Origin of the sequence: Acidaminococcus massiliensis, from assembly GCF_900095825.1 — a bacterium.
Taxonomy (GTDB): Bacteria; Bacillota; Negativicutes; order Acidaminococcales; family Acidaminococcaceae; genus Acidaminococcus; species Acidaminococcus massiliensis.
The window spans coordinates 932,819-947,217 of sequence record NZ_LT608315.1 but is presented as its reverse complement, the minus strand read 5'-3'; the positions used below and the strand labels follow the sequence as shown (position 1 = coordinate 947,217).

The following is a 14,399-nucleotide window of genomic DNA, read 5'->3' as shown; positions in this document are numbered from 1 at the left end:
TTGTGTCTGAGAAATCTGTATCTACAGAATCTTTCAGTTCCCGGCTGGGTTTCATCCTGGTCAGCGCCGGCTGCGCCATCGGCATCGGGAATGTGTGGAAATTCCCCTATCTCTGCGGTCAGTTCGGCGGCGCCGCCTTTATCCTGATCTACCTGATCTTCCTGCTGATCATGGGGATCCCGGTAATGGTCTGCGAATTTGCCATCGGCCGGGGCAGCCGCTGCAGTGCCGCCAAGAGCTTTGAAGTCCTGGAACCCCTGGGCACCCGCTGGCACTGGTTCAAATCCATCAGCATCGTCGGCTGCTACATGCTGATGATGTACTACACCACGGTCACAGGCTGGATGCTCTACTATTGCTGGCTCCACATCAAGGGCACTTTTGTGAACGCCTCCACCCAATTCATCACCGCTACTTTCGGTGCCATGCTCCAGGATCCCCTGACACTCCTGTTCTGGATGGTCCTGACCTGCCTCCTGGGCTTTGCCGTATGCTATCTGGGCATCCAAAACGGCGTAGAACGGATCACCAAATGGATGATGAGTGCTCTGCTGCTCCTGATGATCGTCCTGGCTGGGCATTCCCTGTTCCTGGAGGGTGCTGAAAAAGGCATCCGGTTCTACCTGGTCCCCAATTTTTCTTCCCTGAACCAGCTGGGCTGGGGAAACGTGATCTATGCCGCCATGAGCCAGGCTTTCTTCACCCTTTCCATCGGTATCGGTGCCATGCTGATCTTCGGGGCCTACTTGCCCCATGGCCGGAGCCTTTCCGGGGAAGCGGCTACCATTACGGCTCTGGATACCTTTGTGGCCCTCATGGCCGGTTTCATCATCATCCCCGCCTGTTTTGCCTTCGGGATCCAGCCGGATGCTGGACCTTCCCTGATCTTCCTCACCATCCCCAACCTGTTCGTCCAGATGCCGGGAGGCCGCTTCTGGGGCATGCTGTTCTTCGTATTCCTTTCCTTTGCAGCTCTTTCCACGGTAATTGCCGTATTTGAGAACATCATTGCCTTTGGCATGAACCTGTACGGCTGGAGCCGGAAAAAGAGCGTGGCCGTCAATGGGCTGGCCATTGTGCTCCTGAGCATCCCCTGCGTCCTGGGCTTCAATCTGTGGAGCAGCTTCCAGCCTCTGGGCCCCGGGTCTTCTGTGCTGGATCTGGAAGACTTCATCGTCTCCAACAACCTGCTGCCTCTGGGGAGCCTGGCCTTTGTGCTGTTCTGCACCAAAAAGAACGGCTGGGGCTGGAAAAACTTCCTGGCGGAAGCCAACGACGGTGAAGGCCGGAACCTGCCGGCTTCTCTCCACAGCTATCTACTGTATATCTTGCCTCTGCTGATCATCACCATCTACCTAAAAGGATATTATGACATGTTCAGCAAACAGGGACCGGAGGTCCTGGCTAAGTGGCTGGCCCTGGCAGCGCTGTTTTTGGGATTCATATTCTACACAGCGTCCAGGAAGAAATAAAAAAAATGGCTGCACCCAAAACCAATGGGTGCAGCCATTTTTGTCAGCTGTCAACAGGCCCCTTTTATTTCCCAAACGTTCCGAACAGCAGGGACCCCAAAATCAATACGATGCCGCCGCCCAGACGGGAGGAGAGCTGAGCGTAGGCGATGAGGCCCATCCGGTGGGAAGCCCCCAGTACAGCCAGGTCTCCGCTGCCGCCCCGGTTGGCCATGCACAGACTGGCGGTAATGGCGGAGTCGATGGGATAGAAGCCCACCAGCTGACCCACCACAGCGGAGCCCAGGATGGCCCCCACCACGATCAGGAACGCCATGACCACATTGCTCAAGGTGATGGCATTGGCCAGTTCATTCAGGTCCGTATCGGCTCCGACCCCTACCATGATGATCAGCACCAGGCAGGAGCTCATGAAAGAAGTCAGCCGTTTGGCCGCTGCTTTGGTTTCCTGGGGCACCACACCCAGCATGGCCAGGATGGTGACCAGGATGATCATCCAAGCGAAAGGATGGATCTCTACCCCGAACACCGTAGGCAGCAGGGCTTTGCCCAACAGGTTGCCGGCAGCATAAAGCCCAACCCCCAGGAAAAAGGCTCCGCCCATTTCCTTGATGGAAGGGATCCGGTCTTCTTTTTCCGCATCCATTTCAATCCCAGCACGGATCAAGCTGCTGCCGTCACCGGTCCAAGAAGGCTTCCGTTTCCCCACCTGATCCAGGAGGGCCGCGGTAAGGATGGCAAAGATATTGGCAATGGTCAGTACGGCAATGGCAAAGGTATAATAGTTGGCCGCCTTGTCCCCGGTGACGCTTTCATAGATCTGGGACAAAGGCACAGCGCCGGCCCCGTTGCCGCCCCCCATAATGGGCAGCACATAATTCAGCAGCACCAGTTTAGGAGAGACCCCAAAGAGCAGGCCCCCGGCAATCCCCAGGATGGAAGCCCCGATGAGGCCCCCGAAAATGGCCGGCAGGTATCCGGCAAAAGACCGGAGGAGCAGTTTCTTTTCCAGTCCCAGCACAGATCCGCAGATCAGGAACACAATGAAGAAGCTGAGGAAATCCGCCTTATCCATGATCATCCGGACACTGTCTTCATAGGCAGCGGGAATGTACTTGTTGGTGAACAGGTAAGCAGAAACCACAAAAGCCAGGACCAGACCCCCGCCAATGTAAGAGTTCCACACAGGGATCCGTTCCCCGATTTCATTGCACACGATACCCAGAGCCAGCATGAAGGCAAAGCCTCCGGCCAAGTCGGTGCTCAAAGAACCGGTCACAACCCCGGCAAATACGATCAGGATGAAGCCAAGACACAGAGGCCAGCTCAGTCCGAAAGGACGAAAGCCGTCCAATTTCAAAGATGACATACCAACAGTCCATCTCCTTCAAAAGATAAATTTATTATTTCCATAGGGAAAAATATTGTTCATAATACAACACAATTTATCTTTATGTCAACCTAACTCAAAAAGGATTCACTTTTCTGCCGTATTGTCTCCAATACTTCATAAAAACCATTCAATCTTTATCCGGAGGTTTCTACCGATTGTTTTTTATGCAGGTTCCGTTGCAAGATTCAGATATTTATTGTAAAATCGTAACAGATTATACATTTGTAGCATAGAAGTGAGGTAGTCTTATGTCAGAACAGCAAAGCACCCGTGATTCCTTCCAGTCCCGTTTGGGGTTCATCCTGGTCAGTGCCGGCTGCGCCATCGGCATCGGCAATGTATGGAAATTCCCCTACCTGTGCGGCCAGTACGGAGGTGCCGCTTTCATTCTCCTGTACCTGATTTTCCTGCTGATCCTAGGGATCCCCGTGCTCCTGTGTGAGTTCGCCCTAGGCCGGAGCAGCCGCCAGAGTGTGGCCCGATGCTTTGATAGATTGGCTCCCGCCGGCAGCCGCTGGCCCTCATTGAAATATATCGGCATAGCCGGGGTCATCCTGCTGATGCTGTACTACACCACTGTTACCGGGTGGATGCTGGATTACTGCTGGCTCCATCTGAAAGGGACCTTCGTGGGCCAGTCCCCGGCCTTCATCCAGACCACCTTCCAAGAGATGCTGGCTCAGCCCCTATCTATGGGCTTCTGGACCTTTCTGTCCTGCCTCCTGGGCTTCTTGGTCTGCTATATGGGACTGGAAAAAGGCATCGAACGGATCACCAAAGTGATGATGAGCGCCCTGCTGCTCCTAATGATCATCCTGGCCGTCCATTCCCTGTTCCTGCCGGGAGCGGAGAAAGGGATTGAATTCTACCTGGTACCCAATTTCGCTTCTCTGGAAAAACTAGGCTGGGGGAATGTGATCTACGCCGCCATGAGCCAGGCCTTCTTCACCCTCAGCGCCGGCAACGGGGCCATGATGATTTTCGCCTCCTATATGGACAAAAAACGGAGCCTGCCGGGAGAAGCCTTGACCATCACCGCTCTGGACACTTTTGTGGCCCTGATGAGCGGCTTCATCATCATCCCCGCCTGTTTCGCCTATGGGATCCAGCCGGATGCCGGCCCTTCCCTGATTTTCCTTACCATCCCCAATCTGTTCACCCTGATGCCTGGAGGCCGGATCTGGGGCAGCCTGTTCTTTGTGTTCCTGTCCTTCGCCGCTCTGTCCACGGTGATTGCGGTCATGGAAAGCATCATCGCCTGCTTCCGGGAACTGCTGGGCTGGAATCGGCCCAAAGCCGCCTGGTTCGTATTCGGGCTCATCGCCCTAGGCAGCATCCCCTGCGTCCTGGGCTTCAACCTGTGGAGCAGCTTCCAGCCCTTAGGGCCAGGAAGCGGCATCATGGATCTGGAAGACTTCATCGTCTCCAACAACCTATTGCCCCTGGGAGGTCTGACCTTTGTGCTGTTCTGCACCCGGAAAAACGGCTGGGGCTGGGAAAACTTCCTGGATGAAGTGAACCAGGGAGCCGGCCGGAACCTGGCTGACCGATGGAAACTGTATTACACCTACGGCCTGCCCCTGGTCATCCTAGCCATCTACCTGAAAGGCTACGACGACCTGTTCGCCAAACAGGGCGGGGAGGTACTCATCAAATGGCTAGCTTTGGCATTTCTATTTTTGGCTTGGATTTTCTGGAGTGCCGCCGGAAAGGGCAGAAAAGATAGGATAAGCCAGGCAAAATAATCTTGCAGAACGAAAAAAGCACCCAGGAAAAAAATCCTGTGGTGCTTTTTATAATATGGCAGCATCCTTTCAGTTACAATCCTGCTGGCAGACAAAACGCAACATACAGCGGAACGGACCACATTCCGTTTTTAAATCCAAAATTCTTCAAGGAAAACCGGATCGCACCGGTCGGTTTTTCCTGTTCCCGGAATACACCCAGACTCCGGGAACGGATATGCTCTTCTTTTTTTGCTTCCACGCCATAGATGTTAGCCCCCACCCGCCAGCTGCACAGGAAGAGACTGATAGCAGGCCCGGATTTTTGCTGTTTCCGACGGGGAAGCATATTTAACCATGTCTGCTGTATAATTGTCCAAAATCTCCTGCTGTATCTGGGGAATATCTAAAAAAGAAAGGTTATCCCTTCCCTTTCTTTTTGCCGCTCATCCACCCACGGATATAACCCATCACCAATGTAGTGACAGATACACCCGCCCCCAAACGAGCATTTAAAACAATTAATTTTTTACACCAAACAGCCAACTCTGTATTCATAGTCACTACAGCAACCGCCTGTCCCAGTACTATAAATGCAGCACAGCCAAACGTCAAAGTAAAAAAAATATAAAAACAAATGTCTAGCAATGAATAGATTTTTTGCATAGCGGCCTCTTTTCTTACATGCATACTGGTAATATTCCCAAGGCAATCAAGACTGCGATACAAGCAATGGGTATGGCATAATGGCACAGCAACGTAGAAAAAGTCTCTGTCACATCGCTGCCAGAGATTCCGCATGAAATATAAATGGCGGAAGAACTAGGCGGAATGGCACCTTGATTGGATACCAGCATCAAAAATACAGCAACTGCCACCGCAGGCGGTACACCAACATTTTTCAAGCATAAGAAACACACTGGACCCAATGCCATAGTAGCTGCTGACGCATTTAACGGACCTACCACACATTCTACGAGAACTGCGACTAACACTATCGTCAGCACCCGTGATAACCCAAGTTCCCCCATAAAAATGGATACATCCCTGCCAAATCCAATAGAACTCAAGGCTTCGGATCCGCACATTGCAAACATAATAATTGGGGCTACATTAAAAAATTTCTTAGACAGTGTTCCACAAAATTTAGTCCATCCGGTTTTACTTTTCGGTAAATACTTTCTGCCTTCAAATAAAACTCCCAAGATAATCAATACCGGTACCCAAATGATAATGTCAATGGCTTTAGTGCCTCTTGTACCAAAAGTGCTCTTTTTTAAAAAAACGGATACCGGTCCGGTGGTCAAGAGTAACGGAATCATTACTCCTATAAAAATAATCAAGGAACTCCACTTTTCTTGTATGGTTTTTCGAAACGAAGGAACCTGCTCCTTTGCCAGAGCTTCAATATGATATTTCCGAATATAGAAATGAGTAACCAGCAGCCGGTACAATATTCCATAACAGCCTGTTGTAAGCACGGTCAAATAGACTTCCCCCGTAGTTACATAAGCCGCCACATCAGCAAATCCCAGCATCAGAAACATAGAAGTACTGGGAGGCAGAGAAACTCCCAATCCAGCATTTCCAGAGTTCATAATGGCTGCCTGATCCTTCCCCCACCCGGTTTCCATCATCCATGGAATGGTGATGCTGCCTACGGTAGCCGCATTGGCTGCCGTAGAACCGGAAATCAATCCCATCAATGCACTGGCTAAAACAGAAATATAGGCAGGACCACCTTTCAATCTTCCCAAAAGAGAATTTAAAATATCGATTAACCGTCCAATAATTTGTGTTTCTTCCATAAGTGCAGCCATCCCTACAAATAAAATGGGGGATAGACAGGAAGATGTGCGTGTACCGGCCAGGAATGATTTCCAAAGAGCATCAGGTGCAGCAAATCCATGGAATAAGCAAACAATCAGCCAGGCAAACATCATAGCTTCCGCAAGTTTTCGTTTAACTATCAAATTCCAAAATAAAATAAATCCAATATAGGCTAAAAATGCCCAAATCCCGATTCCAATAGTCATTTAAAGATCTCCTTCATCACAGTCAGCTGATTTTCTGCCGCCTTTTTCAACAAAAGATCATCTCTTGCAATGGTGAAACATCGTACCCCTTTGTCATAAAGTTCTTGAAACCGTTTTTTACTTTTACAGAGAATGGTAGGGATTTTTCCATATTCCAGAGTCTTGCGGATGATAAAATTTTCTGCCTCGAGAACAGATGGATCATTCTTTTTTCCTGGTATCCCTAATGATTGTGAAAGATCATTACGCCCGGTAGCCACCATATCCAGTCCAGGCTGCTGCAAGATTTCTTCAATATTTTCCAAGCCTTTTCTGCTTTCAATTTGGACAATCAGAGCGATTTCCCTATTGGCTTGCTTTTGATAAGCTGCCACATCCTGACGACCATATCCTAGGACACGGGCTGCTCCAGTAAGTCCCCGCTCCCCTTTCGGTGGATATTTCACTGCTTTTTCTGCTTCCCACACTTCCTCTCTACTCTCAATGTGGGGTGCCATAATGCCCTGTGCCCCATTGTCCAATAATGCTGTAACCCGAGTTAAATCTGGTACTCTTACTTGCACATCCAAATCTAACAGTCGTCCAATTCGAAGCATTTCGGAAACTGTTCTGTTATCAAACAATATATGTTCACAATCCAGACGAACAAAATCATATCCGGCTGCTTTAGCGATTTCCAACAGCACGGGATCCATGATAGATAGATTAAGGCCAAAGCTGCACAGCCCAGACCGTGCCCTTTCTAATACACCCATGATTTACATCCTTTCTTTTATAGAATTTCTTTAGCATGGAGAACTCTATCGATTTCATCTTTAAGTAAAATTCCATTTTTAATCTGCTGTAGGGCTTCTTCTTCTCTTCTAAGTTTTGCCTCTGCTCCTTGAATAATTTCTGCTGCATCTTCTGGCGGAAAACAAATGATTCCGTTCATATCAGCTGCTGCAAGATATCCGGGAAGCACTGCAATACCGCCGCAAGCAATGGGAAAATTAATTTGTCCCGGCCCGCTTTTCCCTGCTCCAACAGGTACCAATCCGCGTGCATACACTGCCAACCCCACATTCTTCAACTCAGCCAGATCACGCACACATCCATCTACAATGATTCCTTGGATTCCCAACGCTTTCATCCTTCGCAACATCAATCCGCCACAGACAGAAAATTCTCGGCTTCCCCGTATCTGTACCATCAAAATATCCCCTGGATGAGCCAGAGCCATAGCTTTGTGAAGCATGAGATTATCACCAGCATTTACCTCCACTGTAATTACTGGACCTACAATTTTCTGTGGTACACCAAAAGGTTTTATTCCAGAGTCTAAAACGTAAGCACCAAGAGAACCATCTGCCAGATTGCATGTGCTGTATTTTCGGATTTCTTTTAGCAATGCCTGATCAGGCCTATGGATATCTTGGCAAAATCGAAATCCTACTTTTCCTATCCACTCTTTTCCCATTTTTCCTTCTCCTTTTTTCTCATTTTTCAGTTTCTTGTTGTTTTCAGCATATCATTTTATAATAACAACGTAAAACAGTTATAAATTGTCATTTTCAACAGGAAAAATGCTTTGAGCAGGAGATTATCATGAATTTACGGAACTTACGCTATTTTCTTATGGTAGCAGAAGAAAAAAACATGACAAAAGCTGCCAGAAAACTTTTTATTTCTCAACAGACTCTTAGCGGTGTCATCCGCCGACTGGAGGAAGAATACCATACCCGTTTATTTGAACGAGAACCCTGCATGCATCTCACAGAAGCAGGTTTTTATATGGAGAAATTTGCTCGTCAAGTGCTAAAGATGGAAACAACGCTGACAAATCAGTTAGATGAAATTTCTCATGAACTCAGGGGCCACCTGACTATAGGTATCACACCTACACGAGCCAGATTATTACTGCCTGTCTTTCTGCCGATTTTCCGTTGCCATTATCCTCAGATTGAACTTTCTTTTTCTGTAGACGGATATACTTCTTTATTAGAACAACTCCAGGATGATAATCTGGATGCCATGATTGCTACTGCCCGTCCCAAAAATCCTGGGTTGCAGGATTGGTTTCTTTACACTGATCCTTTCAGTCTTGTAGTCCCCCATACTTTAGCAGCTCGATATCTCCCTTCTTTAATGCCTTCTCATAGCAGTCATCCTGCCAATTTGAAAATACCGTTCCACCAGCTTCCCATGGAAGAACGCCGTCACTTCTTGGCCTCCGCTCCCATGATCCAAATGGTCCGTTCTACCATTCAAAATAATAGTGATAGCATTTTTCATGAATTGGGATTGACTCCCTATATCCTTTATTCTTTTCACGACTTAGAAACTGTATTAGAGCTGAGCCTCTCCTCTCTGGGATGCTGTTTTTCTTTTGCGCAATATGCTGAAAAAAAGGCTCGGCAACATTTTCAGGATCAATGGGATTTGTGGCCTTATCTGCTTCTGTTTCCTGAGAAAAGCAGCAAAGTTGTCATCACAACAAAAAAAAGCGTCCGAAGGCGCCAATCTTTGCAAGTCTTCATCGAGGACATGCAGCAGATAGATTTCTTTACCGTTCCAACTCCTGCACTGTCACTCCCGGATGCCGGTACTGATCTTCTTTCAGGACCACCCGGCCCCGGACGGTGATGGACTGATGGGGACAGCCGTGGAGACAGGCCAGGCAGTGGAGGCAATGGTCCCCCATCACCGCTGATTTTTCCCCCAGATGGATATTATCCATGGGGCACAGCCTTACGCATTCCCCACAGCGGACACATCGGTCTGGAGCCACCTGCACATCCAGATACCAGTTCCCGATTTTTCTCCCCAGCCAGGTGGCGGAAAACTGGGCCAGCAGGGAATCCTGTTCCTGGTAATGGTCTTCCTTCCGGTTTTTCACCGCTTCCACCGCTTCTCGGACTACGGCATCCTCTTTGTCCAGTTTTTTCAGGTCATACCCGATATGGGACTTCATGCAGATGGTGCTGTTGGCGATAAGCGGTACTGCCCGGCTCCAGGCAAGCCGGCAGCCCTTTTCTCCCAGCAGCTGCTGAAGGGTCCGGAAGATCCGGCCCCAAGTGGAGCCGCAGGTAGCCAGGGCATACACATAAGCGTCCTCCGGGAAAGCGTGGCTGCGGACAAACTCCTGCACATTGGCAGGCACATCCCCGTAGTACACCGGGAACACCAGGCCAACAGCCGGTCCTTCCAGGTTCTTTTCCTTTGTCCGGGTGACAGAACAGACCCCGTCCCCCAGGGCGGCGGCCAGTTTCTGGGCCAGGGCCAGGGAATTGCCAGTAGTGGAAAAATAATAGATCATGGTTTGCTTCCTTTCCTGATACAGAAAATCCAGCGTCTCAAAGAGAGCGCTGGATTTTTTTCGGTTTCCGGTTTTCGTCCAGGGATACGTACACAAACAGGGCATCCGCCGCCCGGACGGGCTCCTGCTCTTCCTGTTCCGGTTCCAGCCAGGCCACCTCTTCCACCTCCATGGAGGTGTTCCCCACCCGCGTCACCCGGCCTTCCAGCTGAAGGACCGTGCCGTAGGGAATGGGCACGTAAAAGTTCATGCCTTTTACAGCAGCCGTAGTCACCCGGGTCCATGCGAACCGGTGGGCGGTGATCCCGCTCACTTCGTCCATCCAGCCCATGAGGGTGCCGCCGAAAAGGTGCCCTGCGGAATTGGCCATGGAAAGCATCACGGACCGGGTCATGATCACCGGCTGGTTGTGTTCCAGCTTCATGCCTTCTCCTGGAGGGCGGCTTTCAGCACTCCTTCAAAGGCTTCTGCCACCGCCTGGTACCCTTCCTTGTTGGGATGGAGGCCATCCTGGAACATGCTCCGGCCGGTCTTTTCTTCCGCCTCACTGAGGACTTTTTCATAGTCCAGCACCGGCAGGTTCCGGCGTTCTGCTTCTTCCTGGAGCCATTGACGGTATTCCCGGAGGGCCGCATTGTGCTTTTCAAATTCACTGGGCAGCTGCCAGCCCTTTTCCGTACTTTCGATCCGCGTCAAAGGCGGGATCCCCAGGATCACGATGGGCAGCCCTGCATCCCGTGCCTTGTCCAGGGTTCCGGAGATATTTTCTTCGATGGAGCTCATAGGTTCATCCAGGAGGATGTCGTTCATGCCGCAGCACAGGAAGACTCCATCAGCCTTTTCATCCACCACATCCATCTTGAACATGCCCCACATGACCAGGGTCAGTTTGCCCCCGGCAGCGTTGTTCACCACTTCAAAGCCCATTTTCTTTGACGCAATATCGTACCAGGTATTGGCCAGTGTCTCATTGGTGCAGCTTACCAGGCTGTCACCGATAAATGCCATTTTCATAACTTTTCTCCTTCATTCTCTCTTGCTGAAATCCGCCCCCTGCTCCAGGGCAGCCAGGGCATCGATCACTACCTGGCTCATGAGTTTGGAACCGACCACCAGGGCATTCTCATTGGGGCACATCCGGGCATCATGGAGTCCATGGATGGGTTCCCCTTCTGTGCCGCAGCCCAGCCACAGGAAAGCTCCAGGGATTTCCTGCAGGTAGAAGCCGAAATCTTCGGCGGTCAGATCCGGGACCACCTGGGAAACCAGCCCTTCATCCCCCAGGACTTTTCTGGCCGTATCTCTCACCAGCTGTGCCGGGACGGGCCAGTTGTCCAGGACGGGATACCCATAATAGTAATTGAATTCGCAGTCCACACCGGCAGATTTTTTCAGGCCATCCAGGATGTCCTGGATGAATTCCGGGATCCTTTTCCGGTTTTCTTCGTCCAGGGTCCGGATGGTCCCTTCCAGGGTCACTTCATCGGGCACTACATTGTACCGGGACCCCCCCCGGATGGTGCCGATATTGATGGTAGCCGTAGCCAGGGGACTGACCCGGCGGCTGACGATATGGCTGATCTGCTGGAGGAAATCCGCTGCTGCCATGATGGCATCGATGCCTTCCTGGGGATGGCCTGCATGGGCCGTCTTCCCTTTGATCACCACTTTGATCCGGTCGGAACCGGCCATCATGGCACCTGCCTTGACGCCGATTTTCCCACAGACGAAGCTGGGCCACACATGGAGCCCGAAAATGGCCTTCACGTCTTGGAGGAACCCGTCTTTCATCATGTACCGGGCCCCACCGGTAGGGGACAGTTCTTCCGAAGGCTGGAACAGGATCCGCACACTGCCCTGGATTTCTTCTTTCCGGCGGAGCAACCGCAGGATGGTTTCCAGCAGAGTGGTGATATGGATATCATGGCCGCAGGCATGCATGACGCCAGGATTCTGCGAAGCGTAGGGAAGTCCGGTGGCTTCTTTCACGGAAAGGGCATCGATATCGGCCCGGAGGGCCACCATAGGCCCCGGTTTCCCGCCTTTGAGGGTGGCAGCCACACCATAATGGTCTGTGCCTCGTACCGGATCCAGTCCTAAATCTTTTAGGATCGTGAAGATTTTCTCCGAAGTCTTCTTTTCTTCCGTGCTGACTTCCGGGTGTTCATGGAACCACCGGCGCCATTCCACACATTTTGCTTCCAGAGCATCTTCCGTCAGGTTCAATACGTCCATTCAAATCCCCTCCCGCTCCGATGGAATCCATCAGAATGATTTTGTAGTAATGGTTTCATTCTACCATTTTTATAGGGATTTGAAAACGGGGAGCTGCAAGGGGTATGTGTCAACAAGTTCTCGGTGAAACCTTCATCGCCGTATAGTTATTCAGAAATGGGGTCAAAAATTTTTTATCGCTGCTTCGAGGTCGACGACGTAGGGGAAGCAGGACGCCCTTTTTATATTTTACCATTCATAGGTTCCAGAGGTGTTCTGCAGCGTATAATAAATATTCTTTTCCCTTTCATTCATATCGGAAGAACTGATAATCTGAAGATACTCTGGAAATCTTTTTTCCTGAGTTGTCATGCTATTTTTTTGAAACTCGTCCGTTTTCCTATCAAACAGGACTCTCAGCGTGTTGTCTTTTTTATCAATGATGACAAATCCGCTTTTCCCATAACTGTAAATGTATCTTCTGTCCCATTGCAGCGATTGTCCGTCCTTTTCAATGGTAAATGCTCTCACATCATCATGGAGCCAATATTTGCCTTCATATTTGCTGATTTCGTAGCGGCTTCCGTCATAAAAATACAGAGAAGAAACCAATAGCCAGATTGAAATGACTCCTATGACTATCCCCGCAGCTTTTTTCATATGGATCAGTTTGTCTCCTTATGCCCGCCGTAATCTCACGACCACATTTATTCTATTTGATTCGCCTCTTTACTTTTTTATAAAAATCCGGACAGATTGTTACCCCGTCCTCAAATAGACAGTCAAATACAGAGGCTTGTCCCGTATTTTTCAATTCTGTACAAACGGCGGGAATAATCCGGCTGGCTTCCTGATAAGTTATCTCCTGATACCCGAATGCATGAAATGTCTTTCGTACTGCGTTTTTGACTTCTTCCGTCTTGTCGCTAGTTGCCTGATTGGTAAAAATATACCATTCTGCGGTTTGACAGGTATGCTGTTCCAACAGATAGAATACGGGAAGCAACGGACTCACAAATACAATCAGTTCATCAACAGTCCCGGCCAACCTCTGGAAAAGGGCCTGATCATCATCCAAATACGGCTGATCTGGGGCCAGCAGGATTTTGTATTCCCGATCCGGATGTTGAAACCTTCATCATAGTGCGTTTTTATAAGTTCAGCCTGCTTACCAAGTCGTTTTTTCCTATAATGACGATCCAGCGGTGGGATTTTGTTGCAGCTTCCGCCGTCAGCACATATTCTCCCTTAGTTCCTTTTACTCCCCCATTCCGCTGATTGGTCTTCTTTACTTCCCAGCCGTTTTCCAAAAGACTGTTTTGAATCATGTCCTGAGCTGCTTCCTGGGCAGCAGGGATGACCAAAGTCACTGCGAATTTTTGAGAGAGGAGTCCTTTGGTGTGGAGCAGATAAGGAGGTGCCGACCCATACTGGCTGCAGACAGGCAGTTCCATTACCGCCTGTTTCATCATTTTTGCATCCTGACGGAATCTCTCGGCAAAAAATAGCCGTCCGATCCCGGCTGCAACCAGCCAGAGCAGGAAGGCAGCAAAGACCATATTCCAGATTGCTCTGCCTAGCGTTTTTCCCACAGAATCCACCCCTCTGCCTTTATTCTTTCTTTTGCCCAGTATACCCTGAAAGTATTTTTCTGACAATATTGCAGCGGCATTGTTCCAAAGGGGGGTGTTGCACGCAACGTGCAACACCCCCCTTTTTCATTCACGCATATTCTTCTCCGTCCCACAGGACAATGGTCCCGGTTTCTAAGGACTTGGGCACATTGATGATCCGCTGGTTCTCGCTGCCTTTGAAGCGCAGGTTCAAGTTCTTTTTGCTTTCCACAAATTCCCCGTCCACCAGCACATCCAGATACCCCAGCATTTCCCGGGTAATGGCCGGATCTCCCAGCTTCCCGGCCAGCATGTCGTGGTCGAAAAGATAGCCGCTGTAGCACCAGATGGTCTTTTTCGGATACCGCTCCCGGATGTGCCGCAGCACCCCCACCAGCACTTCTTGGTTAGCCGGTTCGAAAGGTTCGCCCCCCAGGAGAGAGAATCCCCGGATGTACTCCGGTTCCAGGTCTTCCAGGATTTCCTGCAGCTGGGCCTGGGTAAAGGGCTTGCCGAAGGCGAAATCCCAGGTTTCCTGGTTGAAACAGCCTTTGCAGTGGTGGGTACAGCCGCTGACGTACAGGGAAACCCGTACCCCGGGGCCGTTGGCCACGTCACATTTTTTGATGGTTGCGTAATTCAACGAAAA

At 50.1% G+C, this 14,399-nt stretch carries 16 protein-coding genes; 3 read left to right on the top strand and 13 right to left on the bottom strand.

Features of this window, described 5'->3' with window-relative positions; translation table 11 throughout:
* Positions 1-2 precede the first annotated feature (2 nt).
* Complete coding sequence (locus tag BQ2657_RS04720) at positions 3-1,472, top strand: sodium-dependent transporter (protein WP_075579600.1); 1,470 nt, start codon at positions 3-5, stop codon at positions 1,470-1,472.
* A gap of 64 nt (positions 1,473-1,536) precedes the next feature.
* Here BQ2657_RS04720 and BQ2657_RS04715 read toward each other — a convergent pair whose 3' ends face one another.
* Positions 1,537-2,841 carry a 2-hydroxycarboxylate transporter family protein gene (locus BQ2657_RS04715; protein ID WP_075579599.1) on the bottom strand — a complete coding sequence of 435 codons (1,305 nt, stop codon included), beginning with the start codon at positions 2,839-2,841 and terminating at the stop codon, positions 1,537-1,539.
* Positions 2,842-3,113: 272 nt separating this feature from the next.
* Here BQ2657_RS04715 and BQ2657_RS04710 point away from each other — a divergent pair, with 272 nt between their 5' ends.
* Complete coding sequence (locus tag BQ2657_RS04710) at positions 3,114-4,610, top strand: sodium-dependent transporter (protein ID WP_075579598.1); 1,497 nt, start codon at positions 3,114-3,116, stop codon at positions 4,608-4,610.
* A gap of 399 nt (positions 4,611-5,009) precedes the next feature.
* On the opposite strand, the gene BQ2657_RS04700 is transcribed toward BQ2657_RS04710, so the two are convergent.
* From BQ2657_RS04700 to BQ2657_RS04685, 4 genes are read right to left on the bottom strand one after another with little or no spacing between them, the layout of a single operon-like run.
* The gene (locus tag BQ2657_RS04700; RefSeq protein WP_143224836.1) at positions 5,010-5,255 is read right to left on the bottom strand and encodes a hypothetical protein; all 246 of its coding nucleotides are present in this window, start codon (positions 5,253-5,255) and stop codon (positions 5,010-5,012) included.
* Between the two features lie 14 nt (positions 5,256-5,269).
* Positions 5,270-6,625 carry a TRAP transporter large permease subunit gene (locus BQ2657_RS04695; RefSeq protein ID WP_075579595.1) on the bottom strand — a complete coding sequence of 452 codons (1,356 nt, stop codon included), beginning with the start codon at positions 6,623-6,625 and terminating at the stop codon, positions 5,270-5,272.
* Positions 6,622-7,380: an HpcH/HpaI aldolase family protein gene (locus BQ2657_RS04690; RefSeq protein ID WP_075579594.1), complete on the bottom strand. Its 759-nt coding sequence runs from the start codon at positions 7,378-7,380 to the stop codon at positions 6,622-6,624. Before BQ2657_RS04690 ends, BQ2657_RS04695 begins: the two co-directional genes overlap by 4 nt.
* Before the next feature lie 17 nt (positions 7,381-7,397).
* A complete protein-coding gene (locus BQ2657_RS04685; protein WP_075579593.1) occupies positions 7,398-8,084 on the bottom strand; it encodes an RraA family protein in 687 nt (228 codons plus the stop codon).
* A 128-nt stretch (positions 8,085-8,212) separates the two neighbouring features.
* Here BQ2657_RS04685 and BQ2657_RS04680 point away from each other — a divergent pair, with 128 nt between their 5' ends.
* On the top strand, positions 8,213-9,250 hold the full coding sequence (locus BQ2657_RS04680) for a LysR family transcriptional regulator (RefSeq protein ID WP_075579592.1): 1,038 nt from the start codon (positions 8,213-8,215) through the stop codon (positions 9,248-9,250).
* Here the strand turns inward: BQ2657_RS04680 and BQ2657_RS04675 are convergent.
* The 8 genes from BQ2657_RS04675 to nrdG all read right to left on the bottom strand — a co-directional run bounded on the left by BQ2657_RS04675 (position 9,171) and on the right by nrdG (position 14,393).
* Positions 9,171-9,923: an EFR1 family ferrodoxin gene (locus tag BQ2657_RS04675; RefSeq protein ID WP_075579591.1), complete on the bottom strand. Its 753-nt coding sequence runs from the start codon at positions 9,921-9,923 to the stop codon at positions 9,171-9,173. The two genes, BQ2657_RS04680 and BQ2657_RS04675, sit on opposite strands and share 80 nt — an antisense overlap.
* A gap of 37 nt (positions 9,924-9,960) precedes the next feature.
* A complete protein-coding gene (locus tag BQ2657_RS13370) occupies positions 9,961-10,347 on the bottom strand; it encodes an acyl-CoA thioesterase (protein ID WP_075579590.1) in 387 nt (128 codons plus the stop codon).
* A complete protein-coding gene (locus tag BQ2657_RS04665; protein WP_075579589.1) occupies positions 10,344-10,937 on the bottom strand; it encodes a GDSL-type esterase/lipase family protein in 594 nt (197 codons plus the stop codon). Before BQ2657_RS04665 ends, BQ2657_RS13370 begins: the two co-directional genes overlap by 4 nt.
* Positions 10,938-10,949: 12 nt before the next feature.
* Entirely contained in the window at positions 10,950-12,158 is a 1,209-nt protein-coding gene (locus tag BQ2657_RS04660) for a M20 metallopeptidase family protein (RefSeq protein ID WP_075579588.1), read from the bottom strand.
* A gap of 228 nt (positions 12,159-12,386) precedes the next feature.
* Positions 12,387-12,797, bottom strand: coding sequence for a hypothetical protein (locus BQ2657_RS04655; protein ID WP_075579587.1), 411 nt, complete (start codon positions 12,795-12,797; stop codon positions 12,387-12,389).
* A gap of 52 nt (positions 12,798-12,849) precedes the next feature.
* On the bottom strand, positions 12,850-13,215 hold the full coding sequence (locus BQ2657_RS12780; RefSeq protein WP_143224835.1) for a hypothetical protein: 366 nt from the start codon (positions 13,213-13,215) through the stop codon (positions 12,850-12,852).
* 73 nt (positions 13,216-13,288) lie between these two features.
* Positions 13,289-13,729, bottom strand: a complete 441-nt coding sequence (locus tag BQ2657_RS04650) for a hypothetical protein (protein ID WP_143224834.1) — start codon at positions 13,727-13,729, stop codon at positions 13,289-13,291.
* A 130-nt stretch (positions 13,730-13,859) separates the two neighbouring features.
* Positions 13,860-14,393 (bottom strand): anaerobic ribonucleoside-triphosphate reductase activating protein, encoded by a 534-nt coding sequence (gene nrdG, locus BQ2657_RS04645; RefSeq protein WP_012939145.1) that lies wholly within the window; start codon positions 14,391-14,393, stop codon positions 13,860-13,862.
* Positions 14,394-14,399 lie beyond the last annotated feature (6 nt).

Coding starts and splice junctions, on each gene's coding strand:
- BQ2657_RS04715 (WP_075579599.1), bottom strand. CDS start 2,841: ATGTCATCTTTGAAATTGGACGGCTTTCGTCCTTTCGGACTGAGCTGG.
- BQ2657_RS04710 (WP_075579598.1), top strand. CDS start 3,114: ATGTCAGAACAGCAAAGCACCCGTGATTCCTTCCAGTCCCGTTTGGGG.
- BQ2657_RS04700 (WP_143224836.1), bottom strand. CDS start 5,255: ATGCAAAAAATCTATTCATTGCTAGACATTTGTTTTTATATTTTTTTT.
- BQ2657_RS04695 (WP_075579595.1), bottom strand. CDS start 6,625: ATGACTATTGGAATCGGGATTTGGGCATTTTTAGCCTATATTGGATTT.
- BQ2657_RS04690 (WP_075579594.1), bottom strand. CDS start 7,380: ATGGGTGTATTAGAAAGGGCACGGTCTGGGCTGTGCAGCTTTGGCCTT.
- BQ2657_RS04685 (WP_075579593.1), bottom strand. CDS start 8,084: ATGGGAAAAGAGTGGATAGGAAAAGTAGGATTTCGATTTTGCCAAGAT.
- BQ2657_RS04680 (WP_075579592.1), top strand. CDS start 8,213: ATGAATTTACGGAACTTACGCTATTTTCTTATGGTAGCAGAAGAAAAA.
- BQ2657_RS04675 (WP_075579591.1), bottom strand. CDS start 9,923: ATGATCTATTATTTTTCCACTACTGGCAATTCCCTGGCCCTGGCCCAG.
- BQ2657_RS13370 (WP_075579590.1), bottom strand. CDS start 10,347: ATGAAGCTGGAACACAACCAGCCGGTGATCATGACCCGGTCCGTGATG.
- BQ2657_RS04665 (WP_075579589.1), bottom strand. CDS start 10,937: ATGAAAATGGCATTTATCGGTGACAGCCTGGTAAGCTGCACCAATGAG.
- BQ2657_RS04660 (WP_075579588.1), bottom strand. CDS start 12,158: ATGGACGTATTGAACCTGACGGAAGATGCTCTGGAAGCAAAATGTGTG.
- BQ2657_RS04655 (WP_075579587.1), bottom strand. CDS start 12,797: ATGAAAAAAGCTGCGGGGATAGTCATAGGAGTCATTTCAATCTGGCTA.